At 50.0% G+C, this 22,150-nt stretch carries 18 protein-coding genes; 9 read left to right on the top strand and 9 right to left on the bottom strand.

Annotated elements, in window-relative coordinates:
• Window positions 1-90 precede the first annotated feature (90 nt).
• The 3 genes from menB to menE are packed head-to-tail and all read left to right on the top strand — an operon-like array spanning window position 91 to window position 3,469.
• Window positions 91-912 (top strand): 1,4-dihydroxy-2-naphthoyl-CoA synthase, encoded by an 822-nt coding sequence (gene menB, locus QZ209_RS10915; protein ID WP_294347823.1) that lies wholly within the window; start codon window positions 91-93, stop codon window positions 910-912.
• Window positions 909-2,006, top strand: coding sequence for an o-succinylbenzoate synthase (gene menC, locus QZ209_RS10910; protein WP_294347822.1), 1,098 nt, complete (start codon window positions 909-911; stop codon window positions 2,004-2,006). Before menB ends, menC begins: the two co-directional genes overlap by 4 nt.
• Complete coding sequence (menE, locus tag QZ209_RS10905; RefSeq protein WP_294347820.1) at window positions 1,994-3,469, top strand: o-succinylbenzoate--CoA ligase; 1,476 nt, start codon at window positions 1,994-1,996, stop codon at window positions 3,467-3,469. The genes menC and menE overlap by 13 nt, the downstream gene beginning before the upstream one ends.
• 79 nt (window positions 3,470-3,548) lie before the next feature.
• Here the strand turns inward: menE and QZ209_RS10900 are convergent, their stop codons facing one another.
• The 8 genes from QZ209_RS10900 to QZ209_RS10865 all read right to left on the bottom strand — a co-directional run bounded on the left by QZ209_RS10900 (window position 3,549) and on the right by QZ209_RS10865 (window position 9,804).
• On the bottom strand, window positions 3,549-3,989 hold the full coding sequence (locus QZ209_RS10900) for a hypothetical protein (protein ID WP_294347818.1): 441 nt from the start codon (window positions 3,987-3,989) through the stop codon (window positions 3,549-3,551).
• A 284-nt stretch (window positions 3,990-4,273) separates the two neighbouring features.
• The gene (gene sugE, locus QZ209_RS10895; RefSeq protein WP_294347817.1) at window positions 4,274-4,591 is read right to left on the bottom strand and encodes a quaternary ammonium compound efflux SMR transporter SugE; all 318 of its coding nucleotides are present in this window, start codon (window positions 4,589-4,591) and stop codon (window positions 4,274-4,276) included.
• 201 nt (window positions 4,592-4,792) lie between these two features.
• Window positions 4,793-5,872, bottom strand: coding sequence for an alkene reductase (locus QZ209_RS10890; RefSeq protein ID WP_294347814.1), 1,080 nt, complete (start codon window positions 5,870-5,872; stop codon window positions 4,793-4,795).
• A 137-nt stretch (window positions 5,873-6,009) separates the two neighbouring features.
• Complete coding sequence (locus QZ209_RS10885; RefSeq protein ID WP_294347812.1) at window positions 6,010-6,513, bottom strand: DUF4199 family protein; 504 nt, start codon at window positions 6,511-6,513, stop codon at window positions 6,010-6,012.
• Window position 6,514: 1 nt separating this feature from the next.
• Complete coding sequence (gene dapB / locus QZ209_RS10880; protein ID WP_294347810.1) at window positions 6,515-7,261, bottom strand: 4-hydroxy-tetrahydrodipicolinate reductase; 747 nt, start codon at window positions 7,259-7,261, stop codon at window positions 6,515-6,517.
• Window positions 7,262-7,394: 133 nt separating this feature from the next.
• Window positions 7,395-7,988, bottom strand: coding sequence for a DUF5683 domain-containing protein (locus QZ209_RS10875; protein WP_294347808.1), 594 nt, complete (start codon window positions 7,986-7,988; stop codon window positions 7,395-7,397).
• Window positions 7,981-8,862: a ParB/RepB/Spo0J family partition protein gene (locus QZ209_RS10870; RefSeq protein WP_294347807.1), complete on the bottom strand. Its 882-nt coding sequence runs from the start codon at window positions 8,860-8,862 to the stop codon at window positions 7,981-7,983. The genes QZ209_RS10875 and QZ209_RS10870 overlap by 8 nt, the downstream gene beginning before the upstream one ends.
• A gap of 147 nt (window positions 8,863-9,009) precedes the next feature.
• Window positions 9,010-9,804 carry an AAA family ATPase gene (locus QZ209_RS10865; RefSeq protein WP_294347805.1) on the bottom strand — a complete coding sequence of 265 codons (795 nt, stop codon included), beginning with the start codon at window positions 9,802-9,804 and terminating at the stop codon, window positions 9,010-9,012.
• A 97-nt stretch (window positions 9,805-9,901) separates the two neighbouring features.
• Between QZ209_RS10865 and QZ209_RS10860 the strand changes: the two genes are divergently transcribed.
• The 6 genes from QZ209_RS10860 to metH all read left to right on the top strand — a co-directional run bounded on the left by QZ209_RS10860 (window position 9,902) and on the right by metH (window position 19,695).
• The gene (locus tag QZ209_RS10860) at window positions 9,902-10,528 is read left to right on the top strand and encodes a DNA-3-methyladenine glycosylase (protein ID WP_294347804.1); all 627 of its coding nucleotides are present in this window, start codon (window positions 9,902-9,904) and stop codon (window positions 10,526-10,528) included.
• A 44-nt stretch (window positions 10,529-10,572) separates the two neighbouring features.
• Window positions 10,573-11,955, top strand: a complete 1,383-nt coding sequence (gene mgtE / locus QZ209_RS10855; RefSeq protein ID WP_294347802.1) for a magnesium transporter — start codon at window positions 10,573-10,575, stop codon at window positions 11,953-11,955.
• Between the two features lie 290 nt (window positions 11,956-12,245).
• On the top strand, window positions 12,246-13,919 hold the full coding sequence (locus tag QZ209_RS10850; RefSeq protein WP_294347800.1) for an electron-transfer flavoprotein:ubiquinone oxidoreductase: 1,674 nt from the start codon (window positions 12,246-12,248) through the stop codon (window positions 13,917-13,919).
• A 4-nt stretch (window positions 13,920-13,923) separates the two neighbouring features.
• Window positions 13,924-15,051, top strand: a complete 1,128-nt coding sequence (gene mnmA, locus QZ209_RS10845) for a tRNA 2-thiouridine(34) synthase MnmA (protein ID WP_294347797.1) — start codon at window positions 13,924-13,926, stop codon at window positions 15,049-15,051.
• A gap of 43 nt (window positions 15,052-15,094) precedes the next feature.
• Window positions 15,095-15,760 carry an alpha/beta fold hydrolase gene (locus QZ209_RS10840; RefSeq protein WP_294347794.1) on the top strand — a complete coding sequence of 222 codons (666 nt, stop codon included), beginning with the start codon at window positions 15,095-15,097 and terminating at the stop codon, window positions 15,758-15,760.
• 242 nt (window positions 15,761-16,002) lie between these two features.
• Complete coding sequence (metH, locus tag QZ209_RS10835; protein ID WP_294347791.1) at window positions 16,003-19,695, top strand: methionine synthase; 3,693 nt, start codon at window positions 16,003-16,005, stop codon at window positions 19,693-19,695.
• Between the two features lie 135 nt (window positions 19,696-19,830).
• Here the strand turns inward: metH and metE are convergent, their stop codons facing one another.
• Window positions 19,831-22,113, bottom strand: coding sequence for a 5-methyltetrahydropteroyltriglutamate--homocysteine S-methyltransferase (gene metE / locus QZ209_RS10830; protein WP_294347790.1), 2,283 nt, complete (start codon window positions 22,111-22,113; stop codon window positions 19,831-19,833).
• Window positions 22,114-22,150 lie beyond the last annotated feature (37 nt).

The raw sequence follows: 22,150 nt of genomic DNA, 5'->3' as shown, positions 1-22,150 counted from the left end.
TCAATTCAGTCAAGAACAACTTTCGCAGGGCTGACAGATAACGACTATGATCGAAAGACTATGTAACTCGGAACAAAAAAACACTGCATCATGAGCACCGTAAACTGGATACAATCCGGTGAATTCACCGATATTCTTTACCATAAATCCGAAGGTATCGCAAAGATTACCATCAACCGTCCGGAAAGACGCAATGCGTTCCGTCCCCAGACCGTTGTTCAAATGATTCAGGCGCTTGACGATGCCCGCAACGACGAGCACATCGGAGCCATCATTCTTACCGGAGAAGGTCCTTTGGCATTCTGTTCGGGAGGAGACCAGAAAATCAGGGGGGATGCCGGCTACGCTGATGAAAAAGGTGTCAACAGGCTCAATGTCCTCGACTTTCAGCGAAATATCCGCACCTGTCCGAAGCCTGTTATCGCCATGGTGGCAGGTTACGCAATCGGTGGCGGTCATGTCCTCCATATGCTTTGCGACCTGACCATTGCGGCAGACAACGCTATTTTCGGCCAGACCGGCCCGAAAGTAGGCTCTTTCGACGGCGGCTGGGGTGCGAGTTATATGGCCCGCATCGTCGGCCAGAAAAAAGCACGGGAGATCTGGTACCTCTGCCGTCAGTACAATGCACAGGAAGCGCTTGACATGGGCCTCGTCAACACCGTCGTTCCTCTCGAGCGGCTCGAAGTGGAAACTGTTCAATGGTGCCGTGAGATACTGCAACACTCACCACTGGCACTGAGATGTTTGAAATCTGCCCTGAACGCCGACTGTGACGGCCAGGCAGGGCTTCAGGAACTTGCCGGCAATGCAACCCTGCTCTATTACATGAGCGAGGAAGCACAGGAAGGAAAAAACGCTTTTGTCGAAAAACGTAAACCGGATTTTGGAAAATTTCCGAAAAGACCTTGAAGCCGGGCATCGTATCCATATACCGCTATTCCATCCCTTTTGTCAGACCGGTTCCAGTCAGAGGATCCAGTCTCAGCACAAGGGATGGTTTGATTACCGGCCTTCAGACACCAGACGGCAAGCATACCGGTTTTGGAGAAATAGCCCCCTTGCCGGGACTGCACGAAGAAACACTTTCCGAAGCTCTGATACAATGTGCCGCAGTCCTGCCTACGATCGATCTTTCTTTCGGTGATTTATCACTTAACGATGCAGGAAAAGTACTTCCCGATCACCTTTTCCCATCGGTCCGAACGGGTATCGAAATGTCACTTTTGAACCTGCAATCGGCAACCTGTAAAAATTTTCCGTCATTTTCAGGTGCGCCGCGCGCCGCGGAAAAGCTTCCGCTCAACGCATTGCTCTTCGGCAACACCGAATCCGTTCTGGCCATTGCAACCGAACATTTTCAACAGGGGTATCGAACGTTCAAGCTGAAGGTACAAGCATGCAATCCGGGATTCGCCGTTGATCAGGTACTCGCACTGCGCTCCGCTTTCGGCAACGATATTTCCCTGCGGCTCGACAGCAACCGCTCTTTTTCTCTGGAAAACGCATGCACCTTTTTCAAACGAATTCCTGTAAACAGCATCGAATATATAGAGGAACCGCTTGCAGATCCGCACCATATTCCGGAGTTCTTCAGTCGGACAGGCATCAACTCAGCACTTGACGAATCACTTTGGATGAACCCTGGCATATGGAACGAGATACCGCATGATTGTATTGGAGGCATTGTGTTGAAACCATCGAGAATCGGCAGCTTTTCCGACACGTTACGATTCGCTCTGCAAGCGGAAGAGGAAAAAATACCGGCTGTCGTCAGTTCGGCCTATGAAACCGGAATCGGTCTTGGCTTCTATGCCCGTCTTGCCTCCATTATCTCGCCTGAACCAACCCCCTGCGGACTCGATACATTCCGGCAACTCAGCCATGACATTCTTCCCGACGGCTTTCGCGTCGAAGAAGGGTGCCTTCTTTCGGGAACGACATACCGCAGCAGCCTCAATCCCGATCTGTCAATGCTTGAACTCGTTGAAAAATGGACATTGTAGCATATGCCGCTCAAAAGTACAGTCACAATCCGGCGCTTATCAATGAACTGGAAACACTCTCGTTCAAAGACCTGGAAGCCGCAACCGGCCGAATAGCGACGGTACTGCAACGTCATGGCATTCGAAAGGGTGATATCGTAACCCTCTGCATGCCAAACAGTGCAGCAATGGTTCTTGTGCTCCTCTCACTTTTGAGAACTGGTTCCGTTGCCGCACCGCTGAACTACCGTTTTCCTGGATCCAGATTGCAGACACTCTTTCCTCTTCTCAAATCCTCAGCTCTTATCGGTCCGCAAAGCCTGACAGACAAACTAACTCACCACGCCAAACTAACCCCCGAAGAGATACTTGCGGAAAGCAACACCCATAAACAGATTGTTAGCGAAAAAGAACCCGCTCAAAAACAGCCTGCCGAACGGTTCAACGATTCAAAAAACCAGCAACTCGACAGCCCACCCGCCCAACAACTGAGAAAACCGGTAACGGTCATCCATACCTCGTCGAGTTCCGGTCTTCCGAAAGCTGCGCTGCACTCATTCGCCAACCACTATTACAACGCTCTCGGCTCGAATGAAAACCTTCCTTTCGGCCCCGGCGACATATGGCTGCTCTCCCTGCCCCTGTTTCACATTGGCGGTTATGCAATGCTTTTCCGTTCGCTGCTTGGAGGTGGTGCGCTTGTTGTCCCTGAACCCGGAACACTGATTCAGGATACTCTCTGCCGGTTCCATCTTTCACATCTGTCACTGGTTCCGACACAGCTTTACAGGCTGATCAATGATGAAAAAACCTTGAAAAAGCTTCAGGATTTCAAAGTCATTCTGCTTGGCGGGAGCACCGTTGAACCGGCCTTGCTCGAAGAGGCATCGAAAGCCGAACTTCCGGTCTATCTCACGTACGGATCAACCGAGATGAGCTCCCAGATAACCACCACATCAGGTCCGGTCAGCACCATTGGTGCAGGCAAGGTGCTTCCCTACCGCGAACTCTCGATCGACAAAGAAAGCGAGATTCTCGTAAAAGGCCCCTGCCTCTTCCAGGGCTACCTCTCGGAAAGAGGGCCGATGCTGAAAACCGACGCTTCAGGCTGGTTCCATACCGGAGATACAGGAGAAATGTCGCCTGATGGAGAACTGCTGGTCACCGGACGAACGGATAACATGTTCATTTCAGGGGGTGAGAATATCCATCCTGAGGAAATCGAACGTGCACTCTGTTCATTCGAAGGAGTACGCAGGGCAATCGTCGTCCCGGTTGACGATCCGGAATACGGCTTTCGACCTTCAGCGTTTATCGAAGTAACCGGGAAAGCGTTAACCGACGACGAAATAAAGGCTTCGCTGTCGAGCAAAACCGGCAAGTTGAAAACTCCCGAAACAATCACTCGCATCGAGCAATGGAGGTTGCTACCCGGAACGGAAAAAATAGATAGAGGATATTATAAGCGCATGGTCGACGAGTAGCGGACAACCTCGACCCAAAACATTCGAGCGTATCCACGCATACTTGTTTTGTATCGTTCGAGCTGGCTGTGATTAAGCGCTATCCGCTCGGCTTTCTAAGTTGAGGTAAACCGCTTGATTTCGTTGCCGAAATGCCCTTCGCAATCGCAAAACCCGATATACCGGACAGAATAGGCAATCCCGCCTCAGCAGTTATCGTCTGCGTTATCAATAAAACCGTCAACACAACGACGATCAACACAGCTAAAAGCACCTGTCCATATGCGGTCCAAAACTCATTTCTTCTCTGCAGATATTCAGCATACGATTCATATGCAATTCGAGGAAGATCGTCAGAACTGCCTGAACCCTGCTTTACCCACTCTGCAAAAATCTCGTCCAATGCAGGGTTGCCTGTCAGCGTCATACTTTTACGTGATATCCTCGCCAGGATATACCCGAACCAAACTATTCCGGCTATGACGATTAGACCTAACATCGATACCAGCAGGCTGATTATCACCACTTCATTTTCGTTCATACCTCCCTCCATTTGATCTTGCGCTCAGCATACTCTTTTTTCAGCACAATCGTATCTCTCACCTAAACAATATACAGCAATAACACGCTATACAAAAGTACAGTGACCACCTAAAAAACCCAAACCGTTCGATAATAACGCATGTGCCATTGAACGCTTCGGGGAAAAATCTTGATGATTACCATTCCACCATAAGGAGATAATAGCCTTCGGATCGAGTGAACATGCTGAAGTTGTTCCAGGTTGATTCACTACCCGTACAACACGCTTCATGGATAATCTCACTATGACGAGACTGCTTTCAGACCAACTATTCCTGTAACGATCAACAGCACACAGAAAACCCTTACGAGGTCGTGTGATTCACCGAAAAGAACCATCCCCATGACAACAACCCCCACCGCACCAATGCCCGTCCAAACGGCGTAAGCCGTGCCTACGGGAATAGTCTTCATCGCAAGCGACAAAAAACCAAAGCTTACAATCATGGCCAAAACGGTGAACACTGTCGGTACAAGCCTGGTGAACCCTTCGGTATATTTGAGCCCTATAGCCCAACTGCATTCAAACAACCCGGCAACGATCAAGTACATCCACGACATCTTTTTTTCCTTTTTTTAAACTTATCCTTTACACAAAACCCCGGAAACTTCACTTCATAACGATACGGACGGTTCGCTCCGGAGTGAACGAAAAAAATATTCGCAAACCTGGCGACCTGTAATAGTACAGGTACTGTTTTCGAAAACAAAGGATTATACCCTGTTTAATCACCGTAATTCCATAGCGGAAATTCAACAAGCCTATCCTTTCAGCACAGGATAATCGGTATAGCCTTTCGGACCGGGGGAATATGCTGTACTCATATCAGGCTGGTTAAGGGGAGCACCGGTTTTCCAGCGCTCGACAAGATCGGGATTGGCCAGGAAAGGCCGGCCGACAGCGACCAGGTCGCACTTTCCGGCTGCAAGATCGCTCTCAGCACCTTCGGCATCGTAGCCGCCCGAAAGAATCAAAGCTCCCTTGAACTCCCTGCGGAAGGTTCTCTTGATGGAATCGGGCACTGTCGGCGCCCCCATCGAGGAGTGATCGACAAGGTGAATATAGGCAAGCTGTGTCTTGTCGAGTACCTGGGCGAGGTATCCGTATTCCTCCTCCATCGCTTCGTAGAGCGGCATGTCGTTGAAGACGCCGAACGGCGACAGACGGATACCGACCCGTTCCCGACCGATAGCATCGGTCACCGCTTCTACCGCCTCCAGCATGAAACGCGCACGGTTTTCTATCGCACCTCCGTAACCGTCTGCGCGCAGGTTGGTGTTGGGACGAATGAACTGCTCGATCAGATAACCGTTCGCACCGTGGAGTTCGACACCGTCAAATCCTGCGATAACAGCACTGCGGGCAGCCTGCGAGTATTCCTCTATGGTTGCGTTGATATCCTCTTCGCTCATCTCCTCCGGCACGGGATAAGGCTGCATGCCGTCATTGTCCGTATACATCTCACCAGAAGCAGCAACGGCTGACGGAGCCACGATACGAGCTCCGTCGGGAATATTGAGAGGATGCGCAATACGTCCGCAGTGCATGAGCTGGAGAAATATCTTTGTGCCGTTCCTGTGCACCACTTCTGTAACGGCCCTCCAACCTTCTGTCTGAGCACAGGAAAACACTCCCGGTATTCGCGGGTAACCCAGGCCGTTCGGCGAGGGTGAGGTACCTTCGGTGATGATGAGCCCCGCAGTACTACGCTGTTCGTAGTACTCGGCCATAAGCTCGTTGGGAACGTTGCCGGTTGCACGGCTGCGGGTCATCGGCGCCATAACCACATGGTTTCGGAGCTTTAAAGGGCCGAGACCAGTTGAAGAGAACAGGATGGACATGGGAGAGTCTTGTTTTGAAAGGTTTTGAAGAGAGTATCCGACCCGCTTGCATAACCCCTAAAACATTTTGAGCATTAAAAAGTTCAAACCGTTACCGAACCGGTACTGAAGGATCCTTGTTGCCGACTGAAAACCGCCTACCCGTTTTTTGTGGCTTGGCGTTTCAGCCGCCAGACGGTGAAAACCCCGCCCAGTCCTGCAACCGGCGCATAGATAATCGCAGTGATAACAAGACTGAGCAGTAACCCTGTAAAGGTCATCTCTACCGGAGCCTGCAACATCTCCTGCAGTTGGTTTATCCGCATATCCTGTTCAGGCGACAAACCTTTCATCTGTTCGGATAGAGTCATGAACTCGGTGGCTCCCGGCCGATAATTGAACTCCGTGATAAGCACATACTCGGCAATCACCGATAAAGCGCTTCCCACCATACCGCTGAGGCTCGAAAACACAAACGCTTCGGACATGGAAAGCCTCTCCTGACAGGTAACGATGTAGTAGTAAGATGCGACCGCCCCGCCGATGAGGATACCTGCGAGAAAAAATACGTTGAGCAGCAGCAGGTAAGGTACCATGGTCGAGGCGAGTATGATTATCGCGCCTATGCCGATCGCTTTCAGCTTTTCTTCCGAGCAGTTCACCTTAACCAAAAACTTCGTCAAGAAAATCGTCCATGGTATAAAATCCCGGCTGTGAAACATGTTTTTCTGCAAGCCACTTGCCAACCTGCACAGCACCGCCGGCGAATCCCCGACGGTTTCTCGCCGTATGTGAGATAACGATATCGTCAAACTCCGAGTTGATGTATGCCGAATGTTGCCCGAAAACCGAACCGAGCCGGATTGCAGCGACCTGTAGCTCATCGGAATTGATCATTTTCTCGGTCGAGAGCTGGCTGAGAATAGTCTTTTTGCGGGAATTTGCCTCTAGAATCATCTCTGCCGCCCTCAGTGCCGTACCGCTGGGAAAATCCGCTTTTGCTGTGTGGTGTTGTTCAGCGAAGGCAATATCGAAATCATCGAACGGCTCGATCATCCGTGCTGCCTCACGAACCGTACGGAGAAAAATGTTGACACCGAGAGAAAAGTTTGCCGAATACAGCAACGAGGCACCGGTCGCAGCGACTTGTTGACGGACCAGGGGTATATCGGCATCCCACCCGGTCGTTCCAACGACAACAGGTACTTTTGATGCAAGCATTGCCGGGAGATTTGCAAGAAAAGCATCACGAACGGTAAAATCAATAATAACGTCACTTCCGGCGAAACTCTCTTCCGTAATAACGGCATCGACATCGAGCACCCTGTGGACCTCATGCGCTCCTGAAGACTCTATTATACCAGCTACCTGCTGCCCCATTTTCCCGTATCCAACAAGGGTGTACTTCATAAGGAATTCAAAATTCAAAAGTTAAAAGGCGCTCTGTTCAATGGTGCTGACTCCGACAATGTTCCTTTCATTACAGGAAGCAAACCCTTCTGAACATTTGCTCATCGCCCGATCGAGCTGTTTCATACCCTAATTAAAATTTCAGATTGACACTTACCGACGGGTAAAATGTTTCGGGTGTGTGCACCGATGAGACCCCTTCTTCGGTAATAGTATCGAAATCATAAAGATGAGCATCGACATAGGCATCGACAATACCCGCAAGATAAGCCAGTGCAAGAAACAAAATCTGCTGGTTTCGCTTTTCCTGGTAACGGTCCCGCTCATCCTGAAAATGGGGAGCATCCGGCCCCTCGGGATCCTCGGCGTATTTATCCCTGAATTCTTTATAACTGTCATTATAATCAATAGCCCGATAGCCGAAATATCCCAAAAGCCCGTAAAGGATCGGAACTTTCCATATCGCCCCGTTATATACCTGACCGTACCCTGGAAGAACCGCGGATATCATAGCCACTTTCCAGGGCTGCATACGCTGGTCGTCGTCTTCTGTCTGCCGATCGTCGTCATGCTGCACTTCGGCAAAAAGAGCGCCCTGGATTTCACCTGCAGTTGTGCGGGTATCGGGAAAAACCTGTTCCGCAGCTCTTGTATATGCTGGAACCATGGTCATCATCAGTACGACAGAAAAAAGTATTACGAACACTACCCTGTTACCGTTACTCATAATTCATTATTTCGAGGATTCTTTCCAGATCATCAGGTGAAAAATACTGAATATGAATTTCACCTTTTCCCTTGTTTTTTTCCACTATCCTGACCTTTGTCGCAAACCTTTCGCGTAAGCGAGATTCTATTTCATCGAAGGGTGACACTGTTCCCGAACGTACCGGCTTGGCCGGTGTTTCCCTGAACAGTTTATTGACAAGTTCCTCGGTTTGACGAACGGATAATTTTTTCCGGAGAATCTCTTTCCAGACCTTGATCTGCTGCTTCTGGTTAGGCAGATTGATCAACGCTCTCGCATGTCCTGACGAAATGTCTTTCTCCCGGATGCTGTTCTGTATAGGTGTCGGAAGTTTCAGCAACCTTAGAAAATTGCTGATCGTGGACCGGTTTTTGCCGACTTTCTGGGCAATCTCGTCCTGAGTCAGGTTGCAAGTGGTAACCAGGCTTTTCAGTGCGAGAGCAATTTCGATAGCATTGAGATCTTCGCGCTGAATGTTTTCAATCAGTGCCAACTCCAGTTTACCTGCATCTTCATGCGCTTCCACTATATAACCGGGAATAAACTTGAAGCCAGCTTTTCGAACAGCGCGAAGCCTCCGTTCACCACTGATCAATTGATAGCCGTCACCATCCCTGCTTACCGTTACAGGTTGAATTATCCCGTTTTCGATAATGGAGTTTTTCAGCTCTTCGAGTGCCGCTTCGTCAAAGTCTTTCCTCGGCTGGAAAGGATTCACCTTGATTTTTTCAACCGGTAAACTACCGACCGAGCCTGTCGGAACCCGAACCTCTTCATCCGCTTTGTTCGACGGAATGAAGCCTTCATCGGGAATGAGTGCCTTGAGACCTTTTCCTAACGCTTGTTTCGCCATATCCTAAATCGATCGTGTCATACTGTGCCGACTATGACAATTGTATCATTTCTATTACCCTTACCGTGACTGTGCTTCAACTGACGTTGTTTTCCTATGAATGCAGGGGGTGGCAGAAAAAAGCACAATCTGAAAATCCGGCTACCACTAACGCCGAACTTTGAACTTCTTGATATTTCCGTCCTTCTCGAAAATCTCCTGAGCAAGATCGAGATAATCCTTCGATCCCAGACTCTGGGCATCGTAGAGCAAAGCGGGTTTTCCATGACTCGGAGCCTCAGACAAGCGAACATTCCTGCGTATATAGGTCCGGTATACCTTGTCCTTGAAAAACTTTTTCACCTCCTCGGCAACCTGGCCTGCCAGACGTAGACGTGCATCGAACATGGTAACCAGTACCCCTTCGATAGTAAGCTTCGGATTCAGGTGTTTACGGACAATACTGATAGTGTTGAGCAGTTTACCCAAACCTTCAAGAGCATAATATTCAGCCTGAACAGGAATAAGTACCGAATCGGCGGCGGTGAGAGAATTGAGAGTGATCAAACCAAGAGAAGGCGGGCAGTCAATAATGATGTAATCATAGTGATCCCTGACCGTTTTCAGAGCTTTCTGCATTACATACTCTCTTTCCCGCATATTCACAAGCTCGACTTCCATACCGACGAGGTTCATGTTTGACGGCACAACATCGAGAAATTCGAGGCTCGAAGAACGTATTGCCTCCTTGATGTCTCCACCCTGTACCATAACATGGTAAAATGTGTTTTCGATCTCTTCTTCGGTATCGAGTCCGAATCCCGAGGTGGCATTGGCCTGAGGGTCGATATCTATGAGCAGTGTTTTAAACTCGGAAATGGCAATAGAAGCCGCAATATTGACAGCCGTCGTTGTCTTTCCAACCCCGCCTTTCTGGTTTGCTATTGCGATTACTCTACCCATTTTTCCTTTGAGGATCTATCCTGTTGTTCTTCCGCCACGACTTGCTAAATTATAATACTTGAATCAACTTTTACAAACATAATACCATTATTACTCAATGGGAAAGCTGGGAGAAGATTTTTTCACAAAGCCAACGATTCAACTGGCAGAACTTCTTCTCGGCAAAGTTTTTGTACACAACGCTGCTGACGGCCGGTGTTACAAAGGCCGAATCGTCGAAACCGAGGCCTATCTTGCCCAAGGTGATGAAGCCTGTCATGCATTCCGTGGTATGACAAAGAGAAACAAAGTGATGTATGGTTCCCCGGGAACGCTTTATGTATATTTCACCTACGGCTGCCACAACCTCATGAACATCGTTACCGAACCCGAAGGTGTCGCCGGAGCCGTACTCATCAGGGCAATGGAGCCTTTGAACGGCCTGGAAGAGATGAAAAAGAATCGGAACATCGATCGAACGGTCGATCTGACGAACGGTCCCGGAAAGCTCACCATTGCGATGGACATAACCTTGGAGCACAACGGCCAGAGCCTTTCGAGCGACACGGTTTATCTTGAAGAAGGTCAAAAATTCCCGCCATCGGCCATCGGTTCATCGAAAAGAATAGGTATTACGAAAAGCGCCGATCTTATCTGGAGACGTTACGTAGCCGGTAATGCTTTTGTTTCGAAGTCAAAACCGGGACCACCGCCCGGGAAGAAAAAGACGCTGTTGGAAAGTTGAAAAAAAAATTCCTTTTTAAGGCAAGCCGTTAAACTATCCTAAACATGATCGGGACTCCAATCCTACCAGAAATAAGAGAACTGATCGAGCGCAGAAACTTCAGTGCTCTACAGCGGATTTTCACCGATTGGCTTCCTGTCGATCTTGCCGAGCTGATATCCGATCTTCCGGAAAACGAACAGGCAATCCTTTACCGGCTTCTTCCACGGGGCGTTGCCACTGAAACGTTCGAGTACCTCGATATCGACGCTCAGCAGAACCTGCTTACAGCCCTTACCAAAAAAGATGTAACACACATTCTCAACAGCATGTCTCCCGACGACCGAACCGAAATGCTCGAAGAACTACCGAGCAACGTCGTGCAGGAACTGCTGAAGCTTCTTTCGTTCGAAGAGTTCAAAATCGCCAAGACTCTGCTTGCTTATTCCGAAGACAGTGTCGGGCGACTGATGTCTCCGGATTATATCAGTATAAAAAAAGACTGGACGATCACTGAAGTTCTCGACTATATCAGGAAATACGGCCACGACAGTGAAACGTTGAACGTCATCTATGTAGTTGATGATTACGGAAAGCTGATCGGAGAACTTGCCGCCCGGGAACTGCTGCTGTCACAGCCGGAAAAAAAGGTAAAAGACCTGATATCGGAAGAAAAAATCATTACCCTCACAGCCACACAGGACCAGCAGGATGCACTTGAAACGTTCAAGCGTTACGACCGGGTCGCACTTCCGGTTGTCGATTCCAACGGCTATCTGATCGGTATCGTTACGGTCGATGATATGCTCGATGTTGCCGAAGAGGAAGAAACTGAAGATATCCAGAAGTTCGGCGGTATTGAAGCCCTCGACGAACCGTATATGGACCTGCCGATCCTGGAAGTCATAAAAAAACGAGGCGTTTGGCTCGTGGTGCTTTTTCTCGGTGAAATGCTGACCGCTTCGGCCATGGCGTTTTTCGAAGACGAACTCGCGAAAGCCATCGTGCTCGCGACGTTTATTCCGCTGATCATATCGAGCGGCGGTAATTCAGGTTCTCAGGCGGCGACTCTGATCATAAGAGCATTGGCTCTCGGGGAGATCACCATCAAGGACTGGTGGAGAGTTATGAGAAGAGAAATTCTGTCCGGACTCGCCCTTGGCAGTCTGTTGGGCCTCATCGGCATATTCAGAGTGGTGTTCTGGTCGATTATTCTCGGTTCTTACAACATCGAATGGCTCACCGTCGGCTATACCGTCGGTGTGTCACTCATCGGTGTCGTCCTCCTCGGGACCCTTGCCGGTTCCATGCTTCCGCTTCTTCTGCAACGTTGGGGGCTCGACCCTGCCACATCTTCAGCGCCTTTCGTTGCGACAATTGTCGATGTTGCAGGCATCATCATTTATTTCAGTGTAGCAACCGTTTTCCTGAGGGGAATACTTCTTTGAAGCATGCTGAATTGGTTCGAGAGAGTTCAATTGTCCCTGAAGCAACACTCCTGTGCTGCACCCGAATTGGGCAATCGTTGAATCAGACGGAGATACAAGGTGCAGAGGTACCGCAAGTTTTGTGTAAGAAAAAAAGACCTGGTATGATCGGCAATCATGAAGGGGACGACTCTTCGTCGGTTTTCCACCTGCGCCTGACAGGCCAGGAATAATCCCGCTCTATGTACATTGTTAATGTGGGGCGTCAGCGGAAACGCTCAGTCCAGGTAACAAATCAATTGTGTAATAACGTGTCAGCTGAAAAAGAATCACTTGATTTCGATATCGTTTTCATAGGTGCCGGACCTGCAAATCTCACCGCAGCCGTGCATTTGCAGCGCCTCGTCACCTGCCATAATGCAGGGGAAAACACACCGATCGAGCCAGACATCATCATTCTTGAAAAAGGAAAATACACGGGTTCTCACCTTTTGTCAGGAGCAATACTCGATCCCTCTGTTTTGGAAAGCTTCATGCCCGATTTCCGGCAAAGGGGCTGCCCTGTCGAAACTGAAGTCACGAATGAATCGGTTTGGTTTCTTTCCGAAAAAAAGAAGTTTCCGATACCCTATCTCCCCGAACCTTTCCGCAACGAGAACTGCTCTGTCGTTTCATTGAGCAGGTTCGGATCCTGGCTTGGCGAAGTAGCCGAAACAGAAGGCTTGACGATTCTCGATAATACCGCAGCAGTCGAACCTGTCATCGAAAACGGACGGATGGTAGGCGTTGTCACCGATGACAAAGGCATCGACAAAGAGGGCAACACCAAACCCGGCGCCGAACCGGGAATGCGACTCAATGCAAAAGCCATCGTTGTAGGAGAAGGTGCTCACGGCTCGATTTTCCGTCAGCTCGACAGGGCGTTCAGTTTGTCGGAGGAAGCTCGGCCACAGCTCTATGAAACCGGCGTCAAGGAGACATGGAACGTTCCGGCTGGACGAATAAAAGCCGGCGATGTCCGGCATACGTTCGGCTATCCGCTGCCCTCGTCGGTATACGGAGGGGGGTGGCTTTACGCCCTGTCCGACACTGAACTATCACTCGGATTCGTCACATCGGTAGAACCTTTCCGGCCGGTTGTCGACCCTCATTACAACCTTCAGCTCTTCAAGCAGCACCCGTTCATACAGTCGATCATCCGGGAAGGCCGTTTGCTCGAATATGGAGCAAAAGCCATTACATCCGGTGGCTACCATACCATGCCGAAGCCATCCGGCCCCGGTTTTCTGCTTACCGGCGAAACCGCCGGGCTTGTAAACATGCAGCGCCTGAAAGGCCTTCACCTTGCGATGCAATCGGGCATCCATGCCGCGGAAACACTCTTTGCCTCTCTGCTTACCAATGACTTTTCAGAAGACGCTTTTCGTTCCTATCGCAACCGTCTTGAAGAATCCGTCGTTTCCGGAGAGATGTTCCAGGCAAGAAACTACCGGCAGTCATTCGAACAAGGGCTCTACAAAGGCCTTGTTCAGGCAGGGCTTTCCCTGAAAATACCCGGTATCGGACTTGTGGAAAAAGCATCGGCGCCAAAAGAAAACAGATTACTCCCCAAGAGAAAAGAGTACCGGAACTGGTTACAGAAAAAACAGGCATTTCGACCCGACGACTCACTTACCTTTTCAAAAAACGCCGACCTTTTCGCGTCGGGAACCATCCACGAAGAGAACCAGCCATGCCATTTACTCATAAACCCTGTAGATATCGCCGATATTTGCACAACAAAATGCACTGAAGAATTCGGCAATCCGTGTCAGCACTTCTGTCCGGCAGGAGTCTATGAAATCGATCACGAGACCGACCCCGTACTGAAGCTTTCTCCATCCAACTGCCTGCATTGCAAAACCTGTGAGATCGCAGACCCGTACCGCATAATTACCTGGACACCTCCGGAGGGAGGTGGCGGCCCCGGATATAAACTCAGTTAAAAGAATGAAAAATAAGGAACACGTCATAGTCGGTCTTTCCGGAGGAGTCGATTCCGCTGTTGCCGCCTGCATGCTCGTAGAGCAAGGATACCGGGTTACCGGCCTGCATATCAAGGTATTGGACCATTCGGACGACAATCTGAACCTCGAAGAATCTTCGCTGATAATCAGCGACCGATGCGAGTACCGTTTCCCGGTCTTTTCTTTCAACCTGAGCGGCAGCTTTCGGAGAGACATCATAGCGTATTTCCAACAGGCTTATCTTGCTGGGCGAACACCCAACCCCTGTATGGTATGCAATAAACTCATCAAATGGAATGGACTCCTCAAAGGAGCCGAGATCCTGCAGGCGAACCGGATCGCCACCGGACATTATGCACGCATCGCTTTCAAGAGTGGCAGATACCGTCTTTTGAAAGGAACCGACCGGCAGAAAGACCAGAGCTACTTTCTGTGGATGCTCGGCATCGAAGAACTTTCAAAAACAATTCTGCCCCTCGGGACTCTCACGAAGCCCGAAGTACGAAAACTTGCCCGAAGTTACGGTGTCAGATCGGCGGAGAAAAAAGAGAGTCAGGAAATATGTTTTGTGCCCGATAACGATTACAGGAAATTTTTACACTCATCCCTGCCAGAACTATCAGAAAAACTCAAAGGTGGAAAAATCATCGACAGCGAGGGAAAGGTTATCGGCCGACACGCCGGCTACCCGTTTTACACGATCGGACAACGAAAAGGGCTCGGCATATCATCTCCCGAACCACTGTACGTCAGGAGCCTCGATGCGGAAAAGAATCGTCTCCACGTCGGCAGCAAAGTGATGCTTGAATGCAGAAGGCTTACTGCAGAGCAGGTGAACTGGATCGGTATCGACCGTCCGGAAAGACCGATAAGAGCCTCCGCCCGAATACGTTACCGTGATACCGAGGGAGCCTGCAGTGTCGTTTCCCTTTCAGAAAACCGTGTCGAGGTGGTTTTCGACAACTCCAAACAATCGATAGCCCCCGGTCAAGCTGTCGTGTTCTACCAGGGAGAAGAGGTTATCGGCGGCGGTATTATAGAAGAGGCTCTAGCAGACCCCCCTCTTGATTCACATCAGGCATCGAGTGACAAAGGAACGGTAAAACTATAGCCGGCAACGATCATCTTTTACTTTTCATAGTTGAATTTTCATCATGCTTCAACGTACACAATCGTCTCTCACCTATCTCGACAGGCCCTCTGCATCAAAACAGAGGGAGGATATTCTTGTCATGCTACACGGTTACGGCAGTAATGAAAAAGACCTCATGCAGCTTGCCCCGTCACTCGGAGAGAACCTTCATCTCATCACACCAAGAGCACCTCTCGTTCTCGCACCGGAAACGTATGGCTGGTTCCCCATCGAGTTTACGCAGGAAGGCATCACCGTCGACCGTGAAGCTGCCGGAAGAACAAAAGAGACGCTTCTTGGATTTCTGCACGGCATCGTGGATCGATACAAAGCACGAGAAAATAAAGTCTGGCTGATGGGGTTCAGTCAGGGTGCGGTCATGAGCTATCTTGCGGCCCTTGCCGAACCGGCCCTGCTTCATGGCGTCATAGCGTTGAGCGGGCAATTCCCCGCATCCCCGTCTCTTGTCAATGCAGAACCGGACCTTTTTCGGGCCCTTCCGTTCCTTGTCGTGCACGGCATCTATGACGACGTCCTGCCCGTCACCAACGGCAGGCACTCCGAACGCTGGCTTCAGGAACACGCCGACAGGCTCACCTACAGAGAATACGCTATGGGACATGAAATCAACGCCGAAGCGCTGGAACTCATCAGGGACTGGCTTTACCGTGCGAAAGCATCGCCCTGACCGGAGGAATCCTTATGCACAGGAATTGATGGAGATTGCGTATATTCAAGCTTTTAATACGTAGGGCTCTCTCTTAATTGTCATGGGTTCCAGTTGAATCGGAACACGAAGCGTAAAGCGCGAAAAAACAGGAGCGACCGACAAACGTTCGCGGGTATGAGAATTTCGAACATGTGCCGTGAAGAAATCCCGACGCAGAACGACATTTACTTGAGAAGCCTTTGAGAAGATGCCAAACAACAATGAAGCAAACACCTGCAAGCATACTGAAAAAGAACATACTTGTGCTGGATGGAGCCATGGGTACCATGATCCAGCGATACAAACTCGAAGAAAAAGATTTTCGAGCTGAAAGGTTTGCTACTCATTCCCATCCTCTCAAAGGGAACAACGATATTCTTGTTCTCACGCAGCCCGATATCATCCATGCCATTCATTGTGAGTTCCTCGAAGCAGGATCGGACATAATCGAAACCAATACCTTCAATGCAAACCCGGTTTCTCAAGCCGATTACGGTACTGAAAACCTTATAAGAGAACTGAACCTGGCAGCCGCACATCTGGCACGAAAGGCTGCTGATGCCTATACACAAAATGACCCCTCGAAACCCCGTTTCGTGGCAGGGTCCGTTGGGCCGACAAACAAAACGCTCTCTCTTTCTCCGGATGTCAACAATCCCGGTTACCGGGCGGTATCATTCGAGAAGGTTGTCGATAACTATCGTCAGCAGATTGAAGGCCTCATGGAAGGAGGTGTAGACCTTCTGCTTGTCGAAACGGTCTTCGATACCCTCAACTGCAAGGCGGCCATTTACGCTATCGATCAGCTTTCGCGGGAAAAAGGGGTCCAGCTCCCTGTCATGATTTCAGGAACCATCGTCGATGCAAGCGGACGAACTCTTTCCGGCCAGACGACTGAAGCGTTCTGGGTTTCCGTAGCACACACCCCCGGACTATTGAGTGTTGGTTTGAACTGTGCTATGGGAGCGAAACAGATGAGACCATTTCTTGAAACCTTATCGAATATAGCTGACAGCTTTGTCAGCGTCTACCCCAATGCCGGCCTGCCGAATGAATTCGGCGAATACGATGACAGCCCTGACTACATGGCTGCTCAAATCGCAGATTTTGCTGAATCGGGATTTGTCAACATCGTCGGCGGCTGCTGTGGAACAACCCCAGACCATATCAGAGCCATTGCCAAAACGGTTTCAACGATCGAGCCAAGGAAAAAACCGGTTCCCTCCAACGAATTACGCCTGTCCGGCCTTGAACCGCTTTTTATCAACCGGACGACGGGATTCATCAACGTCGGAGAGCGCACCAATGTTACAGGGTCGAGAAAATTTGCACGCCTTATCCGCGAAGAGCAATACGAAGACGCACTTTCCATTGCCCGTCAACAGGTTGAAAACGGGGCCCAGGTCATCGATATCAATGTCGATGAAGGAATGCTCGATTCAGAAAAGGTAATGCATGACTTCGTCAACCTCATTGCCTCCGAACCCGAGATAGCCAAAGTTCCTTTGATGATCGACTCATCGAAATGGTCGGTGATCGAAAGCGGTCTTCGCTGTACCCAGGGTAAATGTATTGTCAACTCCATCAGCCTGAAAGAGGGAGAAGAACTTTTCAGGGAACGTGCACAAAAAGTCTTGCAGTACGGTGCCGCAGCTGTTGTCATGGCGTTCGATGAAAAAGGCCAGGCCGATTCCCTTGAACGCCGCATCGAGATCTGTCAGCGGGCATATACGATCCTCACCGAGGAAATAGGCTTTCCTCCCCAGGACATCATTTTCGATCCGAATGTACTCACCGTCGCTACCGGCATCGAAGAACACAACAACTATGCCGTAGACTTTATCGAATCCGTCCGTTGGATAAAGCAGAATCTTCCACATGCGAAAGTATCGGGAGGTATCAGTAACGTCTCGTTCTCTTTCCGTGGCAACAACCCCGTACGTGAAGCGATGCATGCCGCATTCCTGTTCCATGCCATTCAGGCGGGACTCGACATGGGCATTGTCAATGCCGGTCAGCTCGCTGTTTATAATGACATCGGCGAGGAATTGCTTGAACGGGTCGAAGATGTGCTCCTCAACCGGCGGGATGACGCGACCGAGCGACTTGTCGAATTCGCTGAAACCGTCAAAATAGGCGATGTAAAAAGCGAGACAAAACAAGCCGAATGGCGTAACGGAACCGTCGAAGAACGGCTGCAGCATGCCCTCATAAAAGGCATTGTCGAATATATCGACGACGATACGGAAGAAGCTCGTCAAAAATACCAGAGTCCGCTCGACATCATCGAAGGTCCGTTGATGAACGGGATGAACGTGATCGGCGACCTCTTCGCCGAGGGAAAAATGTTTCTCCCGCAGGTCGTCAAAAGCGCTCGTGTGATGAAAAAATCCGTCGCATACCTCATCCCGTTCATAGAAGAGGAAAAAGCGAAAACAAAAGACGCCAAACCTGCGGCAAAGATTCTGCTTGCAACCGTAAAAGGGGATGTTCATGATATCGGCAAGAACATCGTTGCGGTAGTTCTTGCCTGCAACAACTTCGATGTTGTCGATATCGGGGTCATGATGCCCTGTGAAAAAATCCTCGATGCCGCTGAAAAAGAGCATGCGGACGTAATCGGTCTCAGCGGACTGATAACTCCGTCACTCGACGAAATGGTCCACGTTGCCAAAGAGATGGAACGAAAGGGAATGAAAATTCCACTGTTGATAGGAGGAGCGACGACATCGAGGGTTCACACTGCGGTGAAAATCGCACCGAACTACTCGGGCCAGGTTGTTCAGGTACTCGACGCCTCCCGGAGTGTTCCGGCTGTAGCCAATCTGGTAACGCCCTCGCTCCATGACGACTTTATAGCGAAACTGCAGAAAGAACAAGAAGAGTTGCGCGAAAGCCATGCCGCGAGAAACGCTACGAAAAATTTGCTGAGTCTGGAAAAGTCAAGAGAAAACAGAGCGAAACTATCCTGGGGTAGTGATACGGTCACAACACCGCGCCACCCGGGAATAACTATATTCGACGATGTTTCACTGGATGAGCTTCGCAACTACATAGACTGGACACCTTTTTTCGCAGTTTGGGAACTGCACGGCAAATATCCGGCAATATTCGATCATGAAGGGTACGGAACGGAAGCCCGTAAGCTTTTCAACGATGCCAACAGTTTACTCGGCACGATCTGCGCGGAACATACGTTGACAGCAAAAGGTGTGGTGGGCATCTTCCCGGCAAACAGCAAAGGAGATGACATCGAGGTGTATGCCGACGAGAGCAGAACCTCACTTCTGACGACCCTTCATACCCTGAGACAGCAAGCCGAGAAAAAAAATGAAACGCCTAACCTCGCCCTTGCCGATTTCATAGCACCCGCCTCGAGCGGTATAAAAGACTATATCGGTTGTTTTGCCGTTACCGCCGGTCATGGATTGAAGCAGCTGATGAAACGTTTCGAACAAGAACATGATGACTATCACCGCATCATGGCTCAGGCACTGGCAGACAGGCTAGCGGAAGCATTCGCACAAATGCTGCACGAAAAAGTTGCGCAACGTGTGTGGGGTTATGTTTCGAACGAAAATCCCGATGCTTCACTGGGTATCCGGCCGGCACCGGGATATCCTGCCTGCCCTGATCACTCGGAAAAAGTGTTGTTATTCAACCTTCTCAACGCAGAAACCAACACAGGTGTCACCCTTACTGAAAGCTGTGCGATGAACCCGCCAGCATCGGTCTGCGGCACCTATTTCGCACACCCTGAAGCAAGATATTTCGCTCTGGGATCGATCACGAAAGAACAAGTCGAAGAGTATGCAACGCGAAAGGGAATGAGCACAAAAGAAATCGAAAAATGGCTCACGTCGCACATTCACTACGCGTCGGAGAGTAATGAGGTAGAGCCCCTTACCGCATGACAACACGCAGCAGACGCAAAAGCCAAACTCTAAAAAAAGTCATGCCGGACTTGATCCGGCATCGACGGTGAGACAACCTTGAGAGGCAGGCGATGCACGCTTCACCCCCATACCATTCTCTCCCAAGTCACTCGATCAGCAAACATAGCTGTGCACCTCCCTCAAAGCATGAGCCGCTGCAACCATGTTTCTGATCGATGCTATAGTTTCAGGCCATGCCCTTGTTTTCAGCCCGCAATCAGGATTGACCCAAAGCCTCTCTTTGGGAATGAAAACCAGAGCCTTTTCCAGAAGCGCCATCATCTCTTCTTTAGAAGGAACCCTCGGGCTATGGATATCGTAAATCCCCGGCCCGATTTCATTTGGATATCTGAAATCCCTGAAAGCGTCGAGCAGCTCCATACGGCTCCTGCTGGACTCGATGCTGATGACATCGGCATCCATTGCAGCTATGTATCCGATGATATGATTGAACTCGCTGTAGCACATATGCGTGTGGATCTGGGTCGAATCGGCAACACCCGAAGAGGTCAATCGGAAAGCATCGACAGCCCATCGAAGATACGATGCCCTGTCCTTTTTCTTGAGCGGCATACCCTCGCTCAGAGCTGCTTCATCGATCTGGATAACCCTGATTCCTGCATGTTCCAGATCCTGAACCTCGTCCCTCAAGGCAAGAGCGACCTGGCGACAAACCTCCGAACGCTCGAGATCATCACGAACGAAACTCCAGCTGAGAATGGTTACTGGCCCTGTCAGCATTCCTTTAACCGGTTTCACGGTCAGAGACTGAGCAAATGTGCTCCACTCAACCGTCATCGGACCGGAACGTGCAACATCACCATAAATAATCGGTGGTTTGACGCATCTGCTTCCGTAGCTCTGTACCCATCCGTTTTCGGTGAAACAAAACCCCTCCATCTGCTGACCGAAATACTCAACCATATCATTGCGTTCAACCTCACCGTGAACAAGAACATCCAGACCTAACCCCTCCTGTCTTTCGATGATTCCACGAATTTCATTCTCGAGAAACCGCTGATACTCTCCGGCCTCCAGCATCCCTCTGCTGAAAAGCCTGCGCTGTCTGCGAACTTCCGCTGTCTGGGGAAAAGAACCGATCGTCGTTGTAGGAAACAAAGGAAGATTCAGCCATGCCTGTTGTTTACGGCGTTCCGGATAAGCGCTGTTTCTGTGCAGCATCCGATCGCTGACAGTTGCACAGTGTTTTCGAATATCCTTATTTTCGACCCTTGCACTTTTTCGCCGTGACTGAATGGCTTCGGCATTTTCAATGAGCGCTTCACTGCAGTCCCAACAATCCAGAATATCCCCCAAAACACTGATTTCATCACACTTCTGAACGGCAAACGCCATCCAGTTTTTCAACTCGGCACTTAGAGAAGCTTCTTCTTCCAGATCAACCGGTGAGTGCAGAAGTGAACAGCTCGAGGCAATCATGAAGCGTTCTTCGCCCACTTCACGCCTAATCCTGACAAGAACCTCCAGGGCCTGTTCGAAGTCTGTCTTCCATATGTTACGGCCATCGACGATCCCCGCGGAAATAACCATCGTCGCCGGCAAACCACCCAGCACCTGTTCAAGGCATTCACGGCCACGAACAAGATCGACATGAAGCCCGTCACAACCGGAAGATAGGGCGAGATCGAGATTGTCGTCAAGAGTATCGAAATACGTTGCAAGCAGCAACGAAGCTTTTCCAGACGCTGCATTCAGCCTTTTGTATACCGGAATGAAAGCTTCTTGGGCCTGTGGAACCATATCCGCACAAAGTATCGGCTCATCGAGTTGTATCCAGTGACAGAATTCAGCAAGCTCCGATAGTATATGGCAGTAAACAGCGACGACGTCTTCGAGTTTTTCCCACCGATCACACCCTTCGGACGCTTTTGCAAGGGACAACCAGGTAACCGGCCCCACCAGAACCGGTTTGGGCCGAAACCCTGCTTTTATCGCTTCACGGGTATCCTCGACAATTCTGCGGGAAGAAAGAGACGGCGAGAAAGACGGAAAGATTTCAGGAACGATGTAATGATAGTTGGTATTGAACCATTTCGTCATCTCCATCGCCGCAATGTTCGCTGCAGCATCTCCTCGAGCCATTCTGAAATAGGTATCGCTATCGACACCGGAGGTATCCACTTCGCCAAACCGCTCGGGGACCGCACCAAGCATTGCCGTGACATCATGAACATGGTCATAGAGAGAAAAATCGCCGGTTGCGACATAGGATAAACCGGCATTTTCCTGAATTCCCCAATGGTGAAGCTTAAGCCTTCGGCACGTCGCCTCCAGCAATTCTTGGGAAACCTCTCCCTTCCAGTAAGCCTCGAGCGCTTTTTTCAGCTCCCGACCGACTCCGATTCTCGGAAAACCTGCAATGTGTTTTTTGATCATTGTTACTCCTTTTGACAGTGATTGACTGAAAGAAGCA

The sequence above is a fragment of the Prosthecochloris sp. genome (assembly GCA_015482705.2).
Lineage (GTDB): Bacteria > Bacteroidota > Chlorobiia > Chlorobiales > Chlorobiaceae > Prosthecochloris.
The sequence above is the reverse complement of the archived record's forward strand: the minus strand, read 5'-3'. Positions and strand labels throughout refer to the sequence as shown.